Raw genomic sequence first — 21,927 nt, 5'->3', positions numbered from 1 at the left:
AAAAGTAAGCCACTCTTTCACCCAAGACTCATTTACTTTTCCTCATAATAAGCAAACTCAAATTGCAGATCATCGTAATAGGCTTTTAATTCTTCCGTTTCAGGTTGCCCGTCTTCTGCAATAACCGATAAAGCATCCTGAGCATTTGCAGAAGAAAGACGACCGAAGAACTTTAAAGCCTGTACCGCGGCCTGTTTCTCTTGCCAGGAAGATTCTGTTGCTCCTGCCTCTACATCCGGATGTATCGTACACGTACATTCAGCCAAAAAGGCTTCTACCCGACTCTTTTCGACTGCCAGATTCTTCTTGAACAATTGCGCCCAAAGCAGAAAACCACACATGCGTCCGAACGGACTTTTCTTATCGGCCAAGAACTTTAAAGCCAACTGATCCGGTTGTTCTACCGTGGGGAAAAGATTATTGCAACATTGTTCGGCAATCTCCGGATAAGGGATTTCACGCATCCAGGCCAAAGCTTCTTCCTGCGTCATACTACCCGCAGGGAAAAGTAAAGTAGCCAGGATTTTCATTTCCCGAACATCTTCTTTCCACAAGGCACGAGCCAACTCTACATCGGGTTCGTGTGCGGCAGCTATGTGTTTGATCTCCGGAATAGGAACTCCGAAGATCAGTTTATAATTCATACCTTTCTGGCGCATGCTGGTGGAGATTACTCCATTCATCGCCAGCCGCAATTGTTTTCGTATATCTCTTAAATCTTCCACAATTGTATAAACTAAAATCTATAACTAAAGTTGACAAGGTTTCAGATGCCAGTTGACAAGGTTTTCTATAAACTAAACCACCCTGTTTACCCGTTTCTTGTTAACCTATCAACTGAAACTTCACTTACAAACTCAAATAAGAATAATCCCGACTGTAACGCAGCATCTGTTCGGCATATCCTTCGGTATAATCCAACGTAATGTCGGTTACATGACCTGAATCATCCTTTACTTCACGCATAACCGGATTGACAAATCCTTTATAAGGTGACAAATGCAGACGGACATAACGTTCACGAATCTCATGATGTAATACGGGATCAATCTTGACACCATAGTTCTCTACCAGCGATCGTCCAGCCTCATAATCGCCTTCGCTCTTGATACGCTGAACTTCTGCCAGAAGTTTCCCGAACAAAGCACGCAACTGCTGATAATCGTTAATGACAACAAAAGTCTTTCCTTCACGCTTTTTCAGTTCTACTACCTTATCAGTTGCTCCCTGTTCAAATACCCAGCGGGCGATTAACTGCCGGTTTCGCATATGGGCTTCTTCTACCTCCTTGCCTTCTTCAATACGAACCAGCTGGGTAAGCAAGCCGTTCATCATGTATTTATAGTATTCGGCTTTGAAGGCTTCTCCATCAGGAGCCAAGCCTAGCTCTTGCATTTTTGGATCGGCCAGGTAATATAAACCGAACAAATCGGCACGAGCTTCTTCCAACGTAGAAGCATAGGCTTTCAAGGCATCCGGATCTGTGTCGGGAAGCAACTGACCGGAACCATGCCCCAAACATTCATGCAAATCAGTATGCAGCATATCCGTCAGGAAACCGTATGTCTTAATGCGATTGCGTTCTTCATCGCTCCAGACAAACTCATCACTAAAGCCGCTGCCCTGCGAAGCCTTGTCGTAAGCTTCCATAATATTCTCAATGGTAACCGACTTCGAGCCGTGGTCTCGACGAATCCAATCGGCATTCGGAAGATTAATTCCTATCGGCGTAGAAGGATAACAATCGCCTCCCAACATCGTAACCGTGATCACCTTCGCACTCACACCTTTTACCCGTTCCTTCTTGAATCGCTGATCCACCGGCGAATGATCTTCAAACCACTGAGCATTCTCACTGATGGTTTGCGTACGACGAGTAGCTTCTTCGTTCCGGAAATTCACCGTCGATTCCCAACTCGCCTTCAATCCTAAGGCATCACCATAGGTTTCGATAAAACCATTTACGAAATCAACTTGCGAGTCGGTATCTTCTACCCAAAGAATAGAATAGGCATCGAAGGTACGAAGATCGCCGGTACGATAATAATCTATCAGCGTAGCGATGATCTGCCGTTGTTTCTCGTTCTCGGCAAAAGCGGCGGCCTTCTCCAATTCGACCACAATCCGTTCGATGGCTTCCGAATACAGACCTCCTACTTTCCAAACCCGTTCGACTAACTGACCGTTCTCTTTTTCCAAACGACTATTCAAACCATAAGACAGCGGACAGCGACTGTCGCCTTCAGCCTTCATCTTCCCGTAGAAAGCTTCTACTTCAGCTTGGGTAACATCTTCACCATAATAATTATTGGCCGAAGCCTGGATCCAGTCGGTATCTCCACTTTGAACGGTACGTTTAGGCATTACGGTTGGATCAAAGATCACCGGCTTCAAACGGGCCAGTAAGGTATCAACTGTTTCTCCCGCTTTCAACGGCAATAGAGAAACATCTACCGAACGGACTGCCGCATCGAAGAAAGCTTCCGAGAAACCGGGTATAAACTTATCTTCTCCGTAATGATGATGAATACCATTGGCAAACCAAATCCGCTTCAGATAGACTTCGAAGGCTTGATAATCGACGGATGATTTATCTACTGTCCCGTACTGATAAACCGCCTCGAGTGTCCGACGGATCACCAGATTATAACGACCGTTCTGATCGAATAAAATATCACGTCCCATCAAAGCAGCCTCTGATAAATGATAAAGTAACTGCTTTTGGCGCAAAGAGAGATTTTCAAATCCCGGTACCTGATAACGCAGGATTTGTAAATCGGCAAACTGATCGACTATGTAAGAAAATTCTTCTTTCATTGTTTATGATTACTGCTTATATGTATAAATGATAATAAGCGGATTATCATCCGCCCCCAATGCTTTCAACGCATCAGGCATATCTTTCAAATATCCTTCTTCTTACAATCCACTGATCAGATCGTAGGTTACTACCTGAGCGCTTGTCCTGCCATTCACAGCAAACTCAGGCCAGAAAGGAACGCCCTGATCGACATCGTTGGTCAACCGATTGCATTATTTCCCGGTATACTTCGGCTGCACGATAGATAGGCTTCGGGAACACGGCATGAAAGACAAGTTCCGTCTGCCTTCGAATAACGCTGGATGTAAATTTCTCCGGCCTGCGTAATACGCAAGTATAAATAACGCGGCGTCTCGAAGAAATCATACAAATCCAAATCCGTATCTTGAATCGGATTATTCTTCCGTTGGCGAATATCCGCTACATCCGTATAGAAAGCCGTCCGATTCTGCCGTGCCAGACAATAAGCGGGTTCGATACCTTCGGGCGAAAGGCGGAACACGGTATCGTTACACGTTGCGAAAGCCAATGCCGACTTCCCTGCCGGAACAAGCATCGGATTCTCCATATAACAGACATCTTCGGTCAATGAAGCTTCATACGGATCGACCTGTTCCGTAATTTCTCCACCTTTCTCTTTCAAAGCGGCTAACCAGGCATTCGGATACATCCGTAAACCTTTCATCGCGATATGTTGCCCGTCCAACAAAACAGCCGAGGTACTGCCTTGCAGGGTTGTATCAGACAAGAGATATTGTCCATCAAAACCATATACCCGCGGTGCTTCGCCATAACAGAAGATATAAAGTTGCTGATTCGCTTCGTCGATTACCAGATCGCTCACCAGCGTGTATTCTCCCGGCCCGTTGCCGGTACGCCCGATTGTCCGCACGAATTTACCCGCACGGTCAAACTGCAAGATCTGATTGGTCTTTCCATTATAGATAAAAAGGTAATCGCGGCTGACTTGCATCGAAAGAATATTACTAACGAGACAAGAATCGCCTGTCTCCAGTGGAATATACTCAATCTTCTCCACATCATCCGATACCGGAATGACGTCTTGCTGTGCCAATTGGGTACGAACCGGCACCGTGATCACTCCTTCTCCTTCTTTCGATGGCGATTGACAAGCTACCAACAAGGAAGCTGCTAATACTGCCGCAGCAAAGTAATGTAAGTTTTTCATAAATACCTGTATTAAAAATGAATTTCACAAATATACGATTGCCTAGTTAAAAAGGCAAGTATATTTGTCAGATACATAACTCAGAAACTTCATATTGGAGAAATAACTGACCAACATAAAAAAGAGGAAGTTCCCAAAGAAACTTCCCCTTTCTGCATTTTCAATTAATTCGATTGACGTATTAAATAGATGAGATGCGCAAAGCATCCAATAAATCACGATTGATAGGCTTATCGTTCTTGATCGCCTTTGAGAATGGTACGTTGACGATTTCATCGTTTTGGATACCAATCATTACATTCCGCTGACCATCCAACAAGGCATCTACAGCAGCTACACCCATACGAGTAGCCAAGATACGGTCTTGTGCCGAAGGAGAACCTCCACGCTGCAAGTGTCCTAAGATAGAAACGCGCACATCGAACTGCGGATATTCATTCTTCACACGTTCAGCAACGCCCATAGCACCGCCCGTTACATCGCTTTCTGCCACCAATACGATACTACTGTTCTTTGACTTACGGAAACCTGTTTCGATCATTTCGGCCAATTGGTCTTTTTCCAACGAGATTTCCGGGATAATAGCCGCTTCAGCTCCCGAAGCAATGGCTCCGTTCAATGCCAGGAATCCGGCATCACGTCCCATGACTTCGATAAAGAACAAACGTTCGTGGGAAGTCGCTGTATCACGAATCTTGTCGACACATTCCATGATTGTATTCAAGGCTGTATCGTATCCGATCGTTACATCCGTACCATACAAGTCGTTATCGATTGTACCCGGCAGACCAACAATCGGCATATTATATTCTTCTGCAAAGATACGGGCACCTGTCAGAGAACCATCTCCACCGATCACCACCAAAGCATCAATGCCATGTTCCATCAACTTGTCGTGAGCCTGCTTACGTCCTTCCGGAGTTTTGAATTCAGCACAACGAGCTGTTTTCAGGATTGTACCTCCACGCTGGATTATATTACTTACGTTTTGAGTTTTAAATTCTTCGATCTCGTCCGTGATCATACCCTTATAACCACGGTAAATACCTTTCACCTTAATACCTTGATAAATTGCAGCACGTGTCACGGCACGAATCGCTGCATTCATACCCGGAGCATCACCTCCGGATGTTAAGATTCCGACACACTTTATTGCTGGCATAGGATTCAAATTTTAAAGTTCGCTGCAAAATTAGTAATTCTGCCAAATATAACATCTTCGAGATAGAAAATGTTTATAATTTTAATCATAACGAAGCAGGTAAGTTCAAAATCCTCACCCGTTCGGCAATTTCTTCCATCAGCCATTTCGGTGTGGAAGTCGCTCCACAAACGCCGACCCGCAAAACACCTTCCGGCAAACGTTCAGTAATTTCAGCAGCTGAAGAGATGAACTGCGTATTGGGATTTGCCTTCCGACACTCTTCGAAAAGCATCTTTCCGTTGGAGCTTTTCTTACCAGCTACGAAGTAAACCCAGTCGTGTTCCGAAGCAAAACGCTGGATATTGGGCAGCCGGTTGGCTACCTGCCGGCAGATCGTATCATGATATTGGAACGAGACATCCGGAGAAATCCGTTTCTCGATCTCTGAAACGACTTTCCGAAAACCGTCAAGCGATTTAGTCGTCTGCGAAAACAAGGCAATGTTCCGGTTGAAGTCGAGCTTATCCAAGTCTTCTACCTTTTCGATCACAATGGCCGTTCCTTCCGTTTGTCCGACCAGTCCGTTTACTTCAGCATGACCTTTCTTACCATAGATAACTAATTGGGTATGCGTATCGCGTGTCTCCTGATAGCAACGATGAATCTTCTTCTGCAATTGCAATACTACCGGACAAGTCGCATCTACAATCTGTATCTGATTCTGTCGGGCTATATCATAGGTAGAAGGCGGTTCGCCATGCGCCCGCAACAAGACCTTCTCTCCTTTCAAGCGGGCAAATTCTTCGTGATCGATGGTCCGCAGCCCCAATGCTTCCAGCCGTTCCACTTCCAGACTGTTATGCACGATGTCACCTAAACAATACAGGATATCTGTATTCTTCAGTTCCCGTTCCGCACTACTGATGGCATTTACCACACCAAAGCAGAACCCCGATCCGCTGTCTATTTCGATGAACATACTGCTGCTTCGAATTGATCACGCAACCACTTCTTCTGTTCCGGAATTGTCATTTCCGAATTATCCAGTACCAACGCATCCGGAGCCTGACGCAACGGACTTTCTTCGCGGGTTGAATCGATATAATCCCGCTTCTTCACGTTTGCCAATACTTCTTCATACGTAGTCTGTTCCCCTTTCGCCTGTAATTCTTCCAGCCGACGGCGTGCCCGTACTTCAGGAGAAGCCGTAACGAATACTTTCAGTTCTGCATCCGGGAAAACAACCGTACCGATATCACGTCCGTCCATCACAATACCTTTAGCCTTACCCATTTCCTGCTGTTTTGCCACCATGGCCCGACGGACAAAACCTAAAGCAGCAATCAGACTGACCTTATCGGCCACTTCCATGCTACGGATTTCCTTTTCTACCTTTTCTCCATTCAGATAAGTATCCGGTCGGCCGGTCTCTGCGTTATAACGAAACGAGATATCCATTTGATCCAAGTCGGCTTTCAACGCCTCTTCCTGAATCGTATCTCCCTGAATATATCCTTTCCGCAGGCAATACAAAGTGACTGCGCGGTACATCGCACCGGTATCAATATAAATGTAACCAATCTCACGGGCCAAATCTTTCGCCATCGTACTTTTACCACTCGACGAATGGCCATCAATTGCTATAATAATCTTTTTCTCCATCTTCTTATAACTTGAAATCAGATATATAAGTCGTTACCGTAACCATCATCGACATAGCCGACGGATGATATTTTGCCAATGAAGCACTCACATCAAACATCTTGATATGAATACCCGCTCCAGCCGAAAATCCGCTCAAGGCATTTCCTCCACTCAGCTTCATATCCATTCCCCGCTTCGGATTATACCCAACTCCTACCCAGAAGTTATCCGACGGAAGCCAGTCCACGCCGATGACAAAATGCTTCAGCAAGGCTTGAGCGAACGAATCGCCATCATATTCCTTATCCGAATCATCTACATAATCAAACTTCCAACGATTCAGATACAAGGCTGTCAGCGAAAAGCGTATCGGAGCATGAGCCATCCGTTTGCTGATACCCAGCTGGATGTCCCAAGGCATCTTTTGCCGTTCATCATAATACGACTTAAACTGTGCCCCGATATTCTTTAACATGAAACCAAAAGAAAAGTTCTTCTCCGAATCATAATAACTCAATCCGGCATCTACACCCATTCCGAACGAATTATATTCGGCCATCGAAGAATACAAGAACTTCAGTGAGACTCCTCCGCGCCATTTCTCACTCAAATCATACGAAAAGAAACCCTGTATATTCATGTCTTTTGCTGATAAGTCACCTGTCTGCTGATTCTCTTCGTTATATCCGGGAATTTTGCCGTAACTGAAGAAACTGGCCCCCACGCCCCAGGCTCCTTTATCCTTAAAAGCCTTGGTATAAATAGCGCTTCCTATGTTTACATCCGAAATATAATTCATATAATTCAGATTCAACATATTATCCATCTCTTTTCCCAACAGGGCCGGATTATGGAAACCTAATGATGGATCGCATTCCACCAACGAGATATTATCACCTCCCAACGCACCGACACGGGTAGAAGAAGGCAGACGAAGAAAGCTATATGCTTCATCGCCCAACTGCGCATAAGTCGTATTTGCCCAAAGGCTTATCAACAGAAAAAACAGGATTTTTCTCATACTTCTTTTATAACAGGGTTCAAAGATACGCCGATTTCATGTAAAGAAAACGGATAAAAGAGTAAAAAAGTATATGAGAGAGTGATTTATTGCTGAAAGTTCCAAGCTAAAGTCCGGTTAATATCTCGTCGTCAGGAAAGGTTTTTATAAAGAAATTGGCGGAATTTCCGAAGAGATCCCACCAATTCCCCAATTTATATGCTTATGGCAAACATATTGATCATCGGATAAATAACAATTCCCGATATTTCGGCAACGGCCAACTCTGGTTATCGACCATCAGTTCCAGATCATCTATGTGATCACGTATCTCATCCAGATAAGGAGCTACCGTATCATGGTAAGTAATTGCCTTTTCGCGCATATCGGTAATCCGGTTGGCTTTCTTGCGGGCCTCAACCATTTCATCCACTTTCGTTGTGACAGCTGCAATATGGGCCGAAATCTTACGGATCAGACGACGAGGTTCTGCTGAAAGGGTTTCATATTCTTCTTCCGAGAAGACATCCTTCAAACGAGTGACGTTTTCCAACAGAATTGTCTGATAACGGATAACAACCGGAATGATATGATTCAACGACAAATCACCCAGTACACGTGCTTCGATCTGTACCTTCTTGATGTAGATTTCCCATTTCACTTCATTACGGGCTTCCAATTCTTTCTGGCTCAACACGCCTGTCTCGCCAAACATCTTGATTACATCAGGTTTCAGATAAGCATCATACTGCAACGGAACGCTGTTCTCGCAATCCAGGCCACGGCGCAAGGCTTCTTCTTTCCAGGCATCACTATATCCGTTTCCGTCAAAGCGGATCGGTTTCGATTCCTTGATATAGTTTTTCAGCACCTCGAAAATAGCCGCTTCCTTGCTCTTTCCCTGAGCACGCAACGAATCTACATCGGTCTTAAACTGACGAAGCTGATAAGCTACGGCCGAATTCAGGGCCAACATAGCCGATCCGCAGTTGGCCGACGAACCCAAGGCTCGGAATTCAAAACGGTTTCCGGTAAAGGCAAACGGAGAAGTACGGTTACGGTCGGTATTATCGAGCAACAATTCCGGAATCTGTCCGAAGCCCAGATGCAGACGTTTCTTATCATCTACTTCGATTGCGTCTTCAATCGAACTGTTTTCAAAGCGATCCAGAATTTCCGAGATCTGAGAACCCAGGAAAGTTGAGATAATAGCAGGAGGCGCTTCGTTGGCTCCCAGACGGTGAGCGTTGGTAGCCGAGGCAATCGTTGCCTTCAATAACGCATTGTATTTATATACGGCTGTAATTGTATTGACAATAAAGGTAATGAAACGCAGGTTGTCTTCGCGGTCCTTTCCCGGAGAGAACAAATTGATTCCTGTGTTCGTTCCCATCGACCAGTTACAGTGCTTACCCGAACCGTTCACACCCTTGAAAGGTTTTTCGTGCAACAGTACCCGGAAGTTATGACGACGGGCTACTCGCTTCATCACCGACATCAGCAACTGGTTGTGGTCGTTAGCCAGATTACATTCCTCGTAAATCGGAGCAAATTCAAATTGGTTCGGAGCCACCTCGTTATGCCGTGTCTTGACCGGAATACCTAATTTATAGCATTCCACTTCCAGGTCTTTCATAAATTCCTGCACACGCGAAGGAATGGCACCAAAGTAATGGTCGTCCAATTGCTGGTTTTTGGCACTTTCATGTCCCAGCAACGTTCTTTCTGTCAGAGACAAGTCCGGACGAGCCGAATACAAATCCTCATCAATCAAGAAGTATTCCTGTTCCCAACCCAAATAAGCAATCACCTTATTGACATCATCACTGAAATAACGGCAAACATCCGTCGCTGCCATATTCAGCGCCTCGATAGAACGGATCAACGGTGTTTTATAATCGAGCGCTTCACCGGTATAAGCAATAAATACCGTCGGAATACACAACGTATCATCCACTATAAAAGCAGGAGAAGACGGATCCCAAGCTGAATAACCACGGGCTTCAAACGTATTACGCAATCCGCCGTTCGGGAAACTCGAAGCATCCGGTTCTTGCTGAACCAGCAGCTTTCCGCTGAATTCTTCTATCATACCACCATTTCCATCGTGCTCGACAAACGCATCATGCTTTTCGGCTGTACCGTCTGTCAAAGGTTGGAACCAGTGTGTATAATGCGTCACACCCTTTTCCAGCGCCCACATCTTCATGCCGGCTGCAACGTGATTGGCTATTTCGCGGTCAATCGGTGTACCACTATCGATAGATTGTGTTAAAGCTTTAAAGGTTTCTTTGGAGAGATACTTTTGCATCGTCTTCCGGTTGAATACGTTCTCTCCAAAATATTCCGATACTTTCTGATCGGGAGTACTAGCTTCCACGGCTTTCCGATTGGAAGCTTTTTCTACTGCATTAAAGCGGAATATAGACATATTGTACCATTTAGAATGATTTCGGCTGCAAAATTAGAGAAAGAAATTGGAATTTTAATATAGATAAAAGTAGAAAGTCAGGAAGACGGCACACAAATGTTTTCAACCGTCTTTCTTTTGTTACAGATCAGCCTGAACAAACTTCCAGACATCACGAAGAAAACTTTAGTTCACGCCGTGGATTACTTAGTTCACGCCGTGGATTACTTAGTTCACGCCGTGAACTAAAGAATTTACGATTAGCCCCACTCTTTTATAATCCAGGAATCACACCTTTGTATGGGGTGTTTTTCTACTATCCCAGACCAGCTCAGTCCCTGTCTCAGCAGTTTCCGTCGAGAAAAACAAAAGAAAAAAGGGTAAATCCTTTTGATATTGTAAAAAAAGTCTCATATTTGACCCCGGTTTAAGTTGAGATTCAAAAATTGAGGAGTAAGCATGGAAGCAACACCGAAACCCTATAAGATTGGTTTAGCACTCAGCGGAGGCGGCGCCAAAGGATTTGCACATCTGGGCGTTTTCAAACTACTAGAAGAAAGTGGATTAAAACCCGACATTATTTCAGGAACAAGTGCAGGCTCGCTGATGGGCGTATTATTCGCCGACGGATATTCGGCCGATGAGATCAAAAACATGTTTATCGGAAGAGAATTCTCCGAATTTGCACAATTACAGATTCCCAAGTCCGGTTTATTCAATTACGACCGTTTTCAGGAATTCCTAAAACGGCACCTGCGGAGCAAGCGGATCGAGGATTTGCCGATCCCGACAGTTATCGTAGCCACCGACCTGGATCGCGGATGCAGCCATGAATTTCGTTCGGGTCCTATTGTCGAAGCAGTAACCGCTTCTTGTTGCATGCCCATCGTGTTTAGTCCGGTTCTTATCAACGGCGTGCATTATGTTGACGGCGGTCTCTTCCGGAACTTTCCGGTTTCGACCATACGCGACGAATGCGAATACGTTATCGGTGTAAATGTAAGTCCATTGATTCCTCAGCGATACAAACAGACCCTTTTGCATATTGCCGAACGCACCTATCATTATGTGTTCAAAGCAAATGCCATTGAAGACAGAGAATTATGTGACATATTAATAGAAGCTAAAGAAGTGGGTCTTTACAAGACGTTTGATCTGGAAAATATTAACCTGATTTCTGAAATTGGTTACGAAGCGGCAGTCAAAGCTTTCCAAAAGGTTATTCAGGAAAAGAAACACGAGAACCTGATCAAAGCGATAAACTCACATCCGAATAGCTTACTGCCATAAATCATAAATAAAAACTCTACAAATATGGAATCAAGAAAAACAGAAAAGATGATCATCTACCAAGTGTTTCCCCGGTGGTTTGGGAATACAAATACTAAGCCTGTCCGCAACGGAAGCCTGGAAGAAAACGGAGTCGGTAAATTTTCGGATTTCACACCACTGGCATTAAGTAAGATCAAAGAACTAGGAACCACACATATCTGGTACACAGGCGTAATCGAACATGCTACACAAACCGATTATACGGCTTATCATATTCAAAAAGACCATAGAGCCGTTGTAAAAGGGAAAGCCGGTTCGCCGTATGCCATCAAAGATTATTACGACATTGACCCAGACTTGGCCGACCATGTGGAAAACAGAATGGAAGAATTCGAAGCATTAGTTGCCCGCACACACGATGCCGGAATGAAAGTCATCATTGATTTTGTTCCGAATCACGTAGCCCGGCAATATCATTCGGATGCCCAATACAATTTTATCGAAGAACTCGGACAAAACGACAATACATCGAAAGCTTTCGATCCGAACAATAATTTCTATTATATCCCTGGTCAGCCCTTGACATTGCCGTTTACAAACGATGATGAAGGCTTGGGATATAGCGAATTCCCCGCAAAAGCAACAGGTAACGACCGATTCGATGCTTTTCCCAACTGTAACGACTGGTATGAAACCGTCAAATTAAATTACGGTGTCGACTACCTGAACGGCCGAAGTAAGTATTTTGATCCTATCCCCAACACCTGGCACAAAATGCTGGACATACTTCGCTTCTGGGCTAGCAAACAAATAGACGGATTCCGGTGTGACATGGCAGAAATGGTTCCGGTTGAATTCTGGGAATGGGCCATTCCGCTTGTCAAGAAAGATTATCCGGTCATTTTCATTGCAGAAGTATACAACCCGGCAGAATACAGAAACTATATTTTCAACGGACACTTCGATTATCTGTATGATAAAGTCGGTTTATACGATACCTTGCGGGCTGTTATTTGCGGACAGGCTCCGGCCAGCAATATTCCAGCTTGTTGGCAATCGCTCGAAGGAATCCAGTCGCACATGTTGAACTTCCTGGAAAATCATGACGAGCAACGTCTGGCTTCCGATTTCTTTGCCAAAGATCCTTCGGCCGGCATTTCCGGACTGATGGTTTCGGCCCTTATGAATACCAATCCGATGATGATCTATTCAGGACAGGAATTAGGAGAAAGAGGCATGGACGAAGAAGGCTTCAGCGGACTCGACGGCAGAACGACCATTTTCGATTACTGGAGTGTATCGACATTACGCAACTGGAAAAACGGAGGGAAATATGACGGAGGCAAACTGACGGAAAAGCAAAAACAATTGCGTCAGCAATATGCTGCCATCCTAAACATCGCCAAGAACGAGCCGGCCATTACCCAAGGTTCATTCTTCGACCTGATGTATACCAACGAAAAGAACCGCTTCTTCAACAACCGGAATCAATATGCCTTCTTGCGTAAACATAAGAATGAAGTCATCCTGGTCGTTGCCAACTTTACCCATTCCGAACAAAACGTATGGGTCAATATTCCGGAAGATGCATTCAAGGCACTCGACATAAAAGATAATGAAGCGGCCATGTTGAAAGACCTGCTTACAGGAACTGAAACCATCAGTACACTGACAACCGCCTGGCCTTTCAAGGTGAAATTAGAGGCATGTTCGGGTAAAGTATTGAAGTTTACTTACTAGAAATACATATTATTCGGACCAGATAGTTGTCCTTTTGTAATTGTTTTGTAATTTTGCAGACAAATAACTTATTCACTAAAGATAAATATTCGGAATAATGAGTGCACAAACTCCTTTCTTAGTATTTTCGGGTACAAATTCCCGTTACTTGGCAGAAAAAATCTGCAACAGTTTAGGTTGTCCTCTGGGACAAATGAATATTCAACACTTCGCAGATGGAGAATTCTCTGTTTCGTATGAAGAATCTATCCGTGGCCGTGATGTATTTTTGGTACAATCAACGTTTCCCAATGCCGACAACCTGATGGAATTACTCCTGATGATCGACGCTGCCAAACGTGCTTCTGCTCATTCAATCATTGCAGTTATCCCATACTTCGGTTGGGCACGTCAAGACAGAAAGGATAAACCACGTGTGGCTATCGGTGCAAAATTAATCGCAGACATGCTGAGTGCTGCCGGCATCAACCGTCTGATTACAATGGACTTGCATGCAGATCAGATTCAAGGTTTCTTCAATGTTCCGGTTGACCACTTGTATGCTTCTAGTGTATTCCTGGATTATATCAAGAATGAACTGCCGTTAGACAATTTGTGTATCGCTACACCTGACGTTGGTGGAACAAAACGTGCCAGCAGCTATTCTAAATATTTAGGATTGCCGATGGTAATTTGTCATAAATCTCGTTTGCGTGCTAACGAAGTAGCCGAAATGCGTATCATCGGTGATGTAAAAGGTTTGGATGTTCTGCTGGTTGATGATATGGTTGATACAGCCGGTACTATCACAAAAGCAGCTAACCTGATGATGGAAAACGGAGCTAAATCTGTTCGTGCCATTGCCAGTCATGCCGTAATGTCTGATCCGGCTTCTACACGCGTAGATCAGTCAGCTTTGACAGAAATGATCTTTACCGATTCTATTCCTTATGCTAAGAAGTGTGAGAAAGTAAAGATCTTGTCTATTGCAGACATGTTTGCTGAAGCCATCCGTCGTGTATGCAGTGGTGAATCTATCAGTTCTTTGTATACGATCTAAGTTTTGATACATAACAAGAAAAGAAAAGAGCCGGGCGCTTTCGCATCCGGCTCTTTTCTTTTGTCTCTATGTCTGTTATTCATCTCGACTTCCACCCATGAAAATCATAATGTAATACATTAACGAAGCCAATGAACCTAAAGCAGCAACCACATAGGTATAAGCAGCCGACTTTAATGCATCTTCAGCTTTATCATGTGTATATACATTCGTTATTCCTGCCCGGCTCAACCAAACCAAAGCACGCTGACTGGCATTAATCTCCACAGGCAAAGTGATAAAGCTAAACAAAGTTGTGGTAGCGAAAAGAATAATACCAAACAACATCAATTCCGGAAACTTATGCAATAGCAACATTCCGCCTAACAATACCCACGATACAATGTTGGAAGCAAAGCTTACTACCGGCACCAAAGCCGAACGCATCTTTAACGGAGCATAAGCAGTTGCATGTTGCACGGCATGACCGCATTCGTGTGCAGCGACGGCTGCAGCGGCAATACTATTACTATAATAAACCCCTTCACTCAAATTCACTGTCTTGTTCATGGGATTGTAATGGTCTGTCAGTTGTCCGGGCGTACAAGTGATTTGTACATCATAAATACCGTTGTCGTGAAGCATTTGCTCGGCAACGTCACGTCCTGTCATTCCATTGGGTAAGGGCACTTGAGAATACTTCTCGAACTTTCGCTTCAGGTTAGCAGATACTAACCAACTCAATAGGGCGAATCCTATAAAAATAATCCAATACATAATTGTAAATTACTATAAATAAAATAATTCAGTCCTCAAATATAGAACAAAATCCTTACCAAACAAAGAAATGGCAGAAAGATGTGCCATATCAAACACTTCTTCTGCCATTCCTGACAATATCCTTAGCCGGAAGAACAAACTATCAACTTGTTAATCCGCCAATTTGTCTATTCTTATTCTTCTGTGTAACGAACGATGGTCTGTTCACGATCCGGTCCAACCGATACGATCTTGATAGGCACACCCAATTCTTCTTCCAAGAATGTCAAATAAGCATTGAATTCTTCCGGGAATTCATCTTCGCTCAACATCTTAGTCATATCAGTCTGCCAACCCGGCAATTCAACATAGACAGGTTCTACTTCACCATCAATTGAATAAGGGAATTCTGTTACTTCTTCTCCATTAATCTTATAAGCCACACAAGCTTTAATGGTTTCAAACGTATCCAATACATCGCTCTTCATCATGATCAGCTGGCTGACACCGTTAATTGTCACAGCATACTTCAAAGCTACCAAATCAATCCATCCGCAACGACGCTTACGTCCTGTTACAGCTCCAAACTCATGACCAAGCTGACCGATCTTATCACCAACCTCATCAAACAATTCAGTTGGGAAAGGTCCGCTACCAACACGAGTACAATAAGCTTTAAAGATACCATACACTTCACCTATATTTCGGGGAGCGACACCTAAACCGGTACAACAACCAGCACAAATTGTATTTGAAGAAGTAACAAAAGGATAAGAACCGAAATCAACATCCAGCATAGTACCCTGAGCACCTTCAGCCAATACATTCTTGCCGTCCTTCAACAGGTTGTTGATGAAATGCTCGCTGTCAATCAGCTTAAACTGCTTCAGATAATTCAAGGCATCAAACCATTTAGCCTCCAATTCCGTAATGTCATAGTCATAATTCAATGACTTCAGAATAGCTTCATGTCTGGCTTTTGCGGCACTATAAATAGAATCGAAGTCTCGCAGTAAATCACCTACGCGTACACCATTACGACTGATCTTATCTGTATAAGTCGGACCGATACCTTTTCCGGTAGTACCAATCTTTCCTGCGCCTTTGGCTGCTTCATAAGCCGCATCCAAAATACGATGAGTCGGTAAGATCAGATGTGCTTTCTTAGAAATATACAGCTGTTTGGTAATATCATGGCCACTGGCAGCCAAAGCTTCTGCTTCTTCCTTGAACAGAACCGGATCCAAAACCACGCCATTACCGATCACATTAATTTTACCTCCCTGGAAAATACCTGAAGGAATGGAACGCAACACATATTTCTCGCCTTTAAACTCTAATGTATGTCCTGCATTCGGTCCACCCTGAAAACGAGCGACCACATCATATTTCGGAGTAAGAACGTCAACTACTTTACCTTTGCCTTCGTCACCCCATTGCAATCCTAATAAAACATCTACTTTCATTGCTTTTATTTATATAGGCCGTTAATATTTCGCTTGTATGCGTTATTGAACCATTATTCCTTTACATTCCCTAACGCAATCGACAAAGTTAGTAGATTTATCGGAGATTCCGAACGATTCAACCTACTTTTTTCAGCGCAAGAAATTTAGAACAAGTTATAATTGGTACGTAACACCTTAAACTCTGTACGACGATTGATCTGATCAGCTATTTCCTGTTGTTCAGGAGTTAATTTCAGAATAAAGTCTTCCGTCAAGACATCACCTTCTTTCAAGAAATCAAACTGTTTAGCCATCTTTTTATTGATCGTCTTCGGTACGCTTTCTCCATATCCCTTAGCTTCAAGACGATCGGCCGCAATACCTCCGGCTATCAGATAATCGACAACCGACTGAGCTCTCCGTTGAGCCAGCTTTTCGTTATACTTATCTGTACCTTTCCGGTCAGTATGTGCACCTAACTCAATGGTTACATTAGGATTGTCATTCAACATCTTGATCATCTCATCCAAAGCCTTCTTCGATTCCGGACGTAAGGTTGCTTTATCAAAGTCATAAAAAATATTCTCGATAACCACAGGTTTACTAATCGGCGACAAGAAGAAATCAACAATATACGTTTCACTTTTCTCTTCCGGACTGGTATGTAATTCATAGTTCTGGTTCAAGAAACCACGGGCACTGGCCATCATGACATATTTAATATCCCGTTCCAGTTCCACTTCGTAAGTTCCATCTTTCTTTGTTTGCACCTTGGCATTCAATCCGTCTTTTCCTACAATCCGGACCGTTGCATCTTCTATCGGATATTCATCCACATCATTTACAATACCTTCAATACGTACTGTAATTGTTGGCTTTTCAAATGAATAAATATGATCAAACCCACGAGCATCATTCCGGTTTGAACTGAAAAAACCCTTTTCCTTATTTCCTTCAAACGTAATACCAAAATCATCACTTGAGGAGTTTATCGGAAAACCTAAGTTTTCTACCTTCCAATGTCCTGTACTGTCTTGAGTCGCCTTAAACAAATCCAAACCACCTGCACCCGGATGTCCATTGGAAGCAAAATATATGGTTACAGAATCACGTACATAAGGAAACATTTCATCACCTGTCGTATTAATTTCCGGGCCCAAGTTTTCCATAGGACCAAAATCACTTCCTGCTACACGGGCTCTATATAAATCTTTTCCTCCAAATCCTCCTACAACATCTGATGTGAAATAAAGATATTTCCCATCCGGTGAAATGGCTGGATGACCTAAAGCCGTCACTGAATCTTTTACAATCGTGGTACGCGTTCCTTTCCCCCATTTAGCACTACTACGGGTAGAAACATATATTTCAGAAGTACGGTCGCCTGTTTCATCCTGCGAACAATACGTATAATACATTGTATTCCCATCAGCCGAAAACGAGGACGTTCCTTCATCAAACTCCGTATTCACTTCATCTTCCAGTTCTTCCGGATTCAACCAATTGCCATTTTCATCCTGTTTGACCAGGAAAAAGTTATTATTATACTGTCCGGTAATAGCACTAACCTTTGCTTCCTTATCTTTCGTTCGTGAAGAGGTAAAATACAATTGATCATACTTCTCTCCTGTCAACATCGGACAAAACTCACCACGGCGGGAATTGAACTTTTCCATGCGTCGGACTTCATAACGGGTTGGATTCTTCTTCCATACAGGAGCCAACTGACAACCTTCAATTCCATTAAAAGCTAATTGACTTTCGGGATTGTACATCAAATAAGCATCGTACTGTTTGATTGCCTCAGTATAACGTCCCTTACGCTGAAGCATCTGGCCTAAACGTAAATTCAAGATAGAATCAGGATATTCATATCTCAATGCATTCATATATCCACTGATAGCTTTGTCCGTACTATTGATCAACCGATTGCATTCAGCCATACGGAAAGCGATGTAACCTCTCAAATCCCGTTTCTTGGGTGATGTCTTTGTATAAACTTTACGATAGATAGCGGCAGCTTCATAATATTCTCCGATACGATGCTTTTCCTCAGCATCACTCAGCTTCGCCGTTTTACAAGAAAAGAACATTAGCGAAAGGAAAATGCCCAATAGACCAAATATGTAGGATTTCTGTTGATTCATTACTAGTGACATATCAGTAAATATCTTACTTATAACGTAAAATACACGATCTTATTGCGGCAATTCGGAATAATGTTTTCGTCCTTTCAGATAAAACTGCCACAACAAACTATATGATTTCAGCTCCGGTATCTCAGTAAGAACCGTCTTCTGCATATTTTCCATCCGTTTATGTTCAAATTGAGGAAGAAGCTGATAAAACTCATGCCGAGCCTGATAAACCGCCTTGGCATTCGCGACATGTCCAGTCAAAAAGAACTTAAGAGCAGCCAAATAGTCAAGCCAAAAACGAAGCCGCATCACCGGTTTCAAGTCTTTATCCGGTAAATTCTTATAAAGCATCAACAGATTATTCCGGAAATTCAGGAATGTCTTGCGAGGACTTTCCACATTCAATGTACCACCTCCTTTATGATAAATGACAGACTGAGGAGTGCATACCAACCGATAACCACGTGCCCGAAGTCGCCAACACATATCAATCTCTTCTTGATGAGCAAAGAAATCACCATCCAATCCTCCTACGGCTTTATACACATCCGTACGGATAAACAGACAAGCGCCTGTCGCCCAAAGAACATCTATTAGAGTATCATACTGCCCGCTGTCTTCCTCTACAATATGCAATAAGCGCCCCCGACAAAACGGATAACCGTATTTATCCATAAAACCACCCGAAGCTCCGGCATACTCAAAGAAGGCACGCTGATCGTCGGCTTTGATCTTAGGCTGAACGGCAACAACATCAGGGTGTGTATCCAATAATCGACAAGGAGCATCCAGCCAGTTCGGAGTTACTTCCACATCACTATTCAACAAGACGCAATAAGGATGAGAGATTTGTTTCAGAGCCTGATTATAACCTTCTGCAAATCCATAATTCTTATCCATCCGGATAATCTGCACGGAAGGGAATTTATCGGCCAGCATTTGCAAGGAATCATCCGTTGACCCATTATCCGCAACTATGACATCAGCCCATTCAGCCGGAGAATAACGGACTACCGAAGGAAGATACTTTTCCATCAAGGCAGAACCGTTCCAATTCAATATGACAATTGCTATTTTCTTATTCTTAGTTATTTCCATGATGAGTTACAGCGTCACTCCGTTTATATTTCCAACGTTTATGCGTCCAAAGCCATCCTTCCGGTTTACGAAGGATACTTTTTTCCATGCGTCTAGCATATTCTTCGGTAATCCAATTCTCGGGAGTTTCCTTGGGATTGTCAGTAATCAACTGTATTTCGAGTGTATAGTAACCTCGTTTCAACATCTGCACATCCAAAAACACAACCGGAGTATTTAACTTCCGGGCCAGACGTTCTGCTCCGGTAAGAATAGCCGTATCCTGGTTTAGGAAGTTTGTCCAATAATGCAAATTACTTGGGCTTGGTGTCTGGTCAGCCAAAAAGATAACTGCTGACCGAACTTTATTCCGCACAAGCCGCACCACCTCACGTCCTGTATCATTTTTAGAAATACCGAATGAACCAAACTTCGTCCGCAAATGGATAAAGAGTTTATCCACTGCCTTATTATTTAAAGGACGATAAATCTGATACAAACAAGCATCTTTAAACCGAGAAGTAGATCCTGAATACCATTCCCAATTACCAAAATGCCCCATCAACAACAAACAGCAAGGATTACCTTTGTCCATTAACTGATCAATAAGTTCCGGATTCTGTACATAGGCTCTTTTCTGTAATTCTTCCAAAGAAATATGGGCTAATTTCAACGTCTCAACTACATAATCGGCAAAGTGATGATAAAACTTCTTTTCCAAAAGCAGAAGTTCTTTATTACTTTTCCCCGGAAATGCAGCCTTTAAATTCCTACGTACGACTGATACACGATAACGAATTACCCGATAAACGATAAAATAAAGGAAATCAGATAATACATACAATGCCGACATAGGCAGTAATGCATGTAATTTAATCCAACCATAAATCAGTGCATATTGAATCTGTGTCCACATACAATCAGTCTCAAGAAAATTACCCGATAAAAGATTCTATTTGCAAAGCAGATTTATCTGCGTTCCATCCACCTAACCGAATTCGTCGAGTCTCGTTAATCAAAGAAGCGTCATAAGGAGTTTCAACCTTGATGTAGTTTTCTGTAAATCCGTGCATCATACCGTCTTTCTTCGTATGCTCGAACAAGACTTTGGCTTCCCGGCCTATATGGGCTTCATAAAACGCCTGAAGCTTCTTCTCCGACAAATCCAACAGAATCTGACTACGGATATGTTTTACTTTCGGATCCACTACATAGTCGATTTTCAGCGCTTGTGTTCCCGGACGTTCGGAATAACTGAATACATGTAATTGCGTAACATCCAGACTTTCGATAAAACGACGGGCATCTTCAAAGTAAGCATCCGTTTCCCCACGTGTACCGACGATTACATCTACTCCGATAAAAGCATCTGGAAGAATCGACTTGATCTTCTCGATTTTATGACGGAACAATGCCGTATCATACCGGCGACGCATCAGTTTCAGCACATCATCACTTCCACTCTGCAATGGAATATGGAAATGTGGAGCAAATCGTTTGCTGCCTGCCACGAAATCGATTGCCTCATCCGTAATCAGATTCGGTTCAATAGAAGAAATACGATAGCGCTCAATCCCTTCCACTTCATCCAACGCACGAATCAAATCGATGAAAGTCTCACCCGTTGTTTTTCCGAAATCTCCAATATTTACTCCTGTCAGGACAATTTCTTTTCCTCCTTGGGCAGCAACTTCCTCCGCCTGTTTCACCAGACTTTCAATCGAACCGTTACGACTACGGCCACGGGCAAAAGGTATCGTACAATAACTGCAGAAGTAATCACATCCGTCTTGTACTTTCAAGAAATGCCGGGTCCGATCATCGGCGGAACAAGAAGGCGTAAAAGTACGAATGTCTTTTGAGGCCGAAGTATGAATTTCTCCATCAGCATCGGTCTTGTGCAAATCATTCAGATAGTGCAGGATATCCAGCTTTTGTTCCGCACCCAAAACAAGATCTACTCCTTCAATGTGTGCCACTTCTTCCGGCTTTAACTGGGCATAACAACCCGTCACCACCACAAAAGCATTGGGATGTTGTTTACTAATACGACGAATAGCCTGACGACATTTCTTATCAGCCAGCTCTGTTACCGAGCATGTATTGATAACGCAAATATCAGCTTTCTCACCAGGACGGACTTTTCGGACTCCTTGTTCTGACAAGACCTTTCCGATAGTCGAAGTCTCGGCAAAATTCAATTTGCAACCTAATGTATAATAGGCAGCTTTCTTATTTTCAAAAACTGTATGATCTATCATATCTAT

The 21,927-nt window shown here is 43.3% G+C and carries 17 protein-coding genes; 3 read left to right on the top strand and 14 right to left on the bottom strand.

Annotation, left to right across the window (positions count from 1 at the left end; genetic code table 11):
• Nucleotides 1-32: 32 nt before the first annotated feature.
• The 8 genes from MUN53_RS09900 to MUN53_RS09865 all read right to left on the bottom strand — a co-directional run bounded on the left by MUN53_RS09900 (nucleotide 33) and on the right by MUN53_RS09865 (nucleotide 10,229).
• On the bottom strand, nucleotides 33-725 hold the full coding sequence (locus MUN53_RS09900) for a DNA alkylation repair protein (protein WP_243325217.1): 693 nt from the start codon (nucleotides 723-725) through the stop codon (nucleotides 33-35).
• A 124-nt stretch (nucleotides 726-849) separates the two neighbouring features.
• Nucleotides 850-2,817: a dipeptidyl peptidase 3 gene (locus MUN53_RS09895; protein WP_243325215.1), complete on the bottom strand. Its 1,968-nt coding sequence runs from the start codon at nucleotides 2,815-2,817 to the stop codon at nucleotides 850-852.
• Between the two features lie 203 nt (nucleotides 2,818-3,020).
• Entirely contained in the window at nucleotides 3,021-4,010 is a 990-nt protein-coding gene (locus MUN53_RS09890; RefSeq protein ID WP_243325213.1) for a 6-bladed beta-propeller, read from the bottom strand.
• A gap of 181 nt (nucleotides 4,011-4,191) precedes the next feature.
• Nucleotides 4,192-5,172, bottom strand: coding sequence for a 6-phosphofructokinase (gene pfkA / locus MUN53_RS09885; RefSeq protein ID WP_243325211.1), 981 nt, complete (start codon nucleotides 5,170-5,172; stop codon nucleotides 4,192-4,194).
• A gap of 85 nt (nucleotides 5,173-5,257) precedes the next feature.
• Nucleotides 5,258-6,133 carry a 4-hydroxy-3-methylbut-2-enyl diphosphate reductase gene (locus MUN53_RS09880; protein WP_022457156.1) on the bottom strand — a complete coding sequence of 292 codons (876 nt, stop codon included), beginning with the start codon at nucleotides 6,131-6,133 and terminating at the stop codon, nucleotides 5,258-5,260.
• Nucleotides 6,118-6,816, bottom strand: a complete 699-nt coding sequence (cmk, locus tag MUN53_RS09875) for a (d)CMP kinase (protein ID WP_243325210.1) — start codon at nucleotides 6,814-6,816, stop codon at nucleotides 6,118-6,120. Before cmk ends, MUN53_RS09880 begins: the two co-directional genes overlap by 16 nt.
• Before the next feature lie 4 nt (nucleotides 6,817-6,820).
• The gene (gene porQ / locus MUN53_RS09870; RefSeq protein ID WP_243325207.1) at nucleotides 6,821-7,819 is read right to left on the bottom strand and encodes a type IX secretion system protein PorQ; all 999 of its coding nucleotides are present in this window, start codon (nucleotides 7,817-7,819) and stop codon (nucleotides 6,821-6,823) included.
• Between the two features lie 220 nt (nucleotides 7,820-8,039).
• Nucleotides 8,040-10,229: a glutamine synthetase III family protein gene (locus MUN53_RS09865; protein ID WP_243325205.1), complete on the bottom strand. Its 2,190-nt coding sequence runs from the start codon at nucleotides 10,227-10,229 to the stop codon at nucleotides 8,040-8,042.
• A gap of 438 nt (nucleotides 10,230-10,667) precedes the next feature.
• Here MUN53_RS09865 and MUN53_RS09860 point away from each other — a divergent pair, with 438 nt between their 5' ends.
• The 3 genes from MUN53_RS09860 (at nucleotide 10,668) to MUN53_RS09850 (ending at nucleotide 14,259) form a co-directional block, all read left to right on the top strand.
• Nucleotides 10,668-11,498 (top strand): patatin-like phospholipase family protein, encoded by an 831-nt coding sequence (locus tag MUN53_RS09860; RefSeq protein WP_243325202.1) that lies wholly within the window; start codon nucleotides 10,668-10,670, stop codon nucleotides 11,496-11,498.
• Nucleotides 11,499-11,522: 24 nt separating this feature from the next.
• Entirely contained in the window at nucleotides 11,523-13,220 is a 1,698-nt protein-coding gene (locus tag MUN53_RS09855; RefSeq protein WP_243325201.1) for an alpha-amylase family glycosyl hydrolase, read from the top strand.
• 97 nt (nucleotides 13,221-13,317) lie between these two features.
• The gene (locus MUN53_RS09850) at nucleotides 13,318-14,259 is read left to right on the top strand and encodes a ribose-phosphate pyrophosphokinase (RefSeq protein ID WP_022457162.1); all 942 of its coding nucleotides are present in this window, start codon (nucleotides 13,318-13,320) and stop codon (nucleotides 14,257-14,259) included.
• A gap of 75 nt (nucleotides 14,260-14,334) precedes the next feature.
• Here the strand turns inward: MUN53_RS09850 and MUN53_RS09845 are convergent, their stop codons facing one another.
• From MUN53_RS09845 to mtaB, 6 genes are all read right to left on the bottom strand, one after another.
• Nucleotides 14,335-15,015, bottom strand: a complete 681-nt coding sequence (locus MUN53_RS09845) for a zinc metallopeptidase (RefSeq protein WP_022457163.1) — start codon at nucleotides 15,013-15,015, stop codon at nucleotides 14,335-14,337.
• A 176-nt stretch (nucleotides 15,016-15,191) separates the two neighbouring features.
• The gene (locus MUN53_RS09840) at nucleotides 15,192-16,463 is read right to left on the bottom strand and encodes an adenylosuccinate synthase (RefSeq protein WP_022457164.1); all 1,272 of its coding nucleotides are present in this window, start codon (nucleotides 16,461-16,463) and stop codon (nucleotides 15,192-15,194) included.
• A gap of 146 nt (nucleotides 16,464-16,609) precedes the next feature.
• Nucleotides 16,610-18,592, bottom strand: coding sequence for a PorE family type IX secretion system protein (gene porE / locus MUN53_RS09835; RefSeq protein ID WP_243325229.1), 1,983 nt, complete (start codon nucleotides 18,590-18,592; stop codon nucleotides 16,610-16,612).
• A gap of 51 nt (nucleotides 18,593-18,643) precedes the next feature.
• Nucleotides 18,644-19,681 (bottom strand): glycosyltransferase family 2 protein, encoded by a 1,038-nt coding sequence (locus MUN53_RS09830; RefSeq protein ID WP_243325199.1) that lies wholly within the window; start codon nucleotides 19,679-19,681, stop codon nucleotides 18,644-18,646.
• Nucleotides 19,668-20,576 (bottom strand): lysophospholipid acyltransferase family protein, encoded by a 909-nt coding sequence (locus MUN53_RS09825; protein WP_243325197.1) that lies wholly within the window; start codon nucleotides 20,574-20,576, stop codon nucleotides 19,668-19,670. The genes MUN53_RS09830 and MUN53_RS09825 overlap by 14 nt, the downstream gene beginning before the upstream one ends.
• Before the next feature lie 19 nt (nucleotides 20,577-20,595).
• Entirely contained in the window at nucleotides 20,596-21,921 is a 1,326-nt protein-coding gene (gene mtaB, locus MUN53_RS09820) for a tRNA (N(6)-L-threonylcarbamoyladenosine(37)-C(2))-methylthiotransferase MtaB (RefSeq protein WP_022457168.1), read from the bottom strand.
• Between the last annotated feature and the right edge of the window lie 6 nt (nucleotides 21,922-21,927).

This window comes from Parabacteroides faecalis, assembly GCF_022809355.1.
GTDB lineage: Bacteria > Bacteroidota > Bacteroidia > Bacteroidales > Tannerellaceae > Parabacteroides > Parabacteroides faecalis.
The sequence above is the reverse complement of the archived record's forward strand: the minus strand, read 5'-3'. Positions and strand labels throughout refer to the sequence as shown.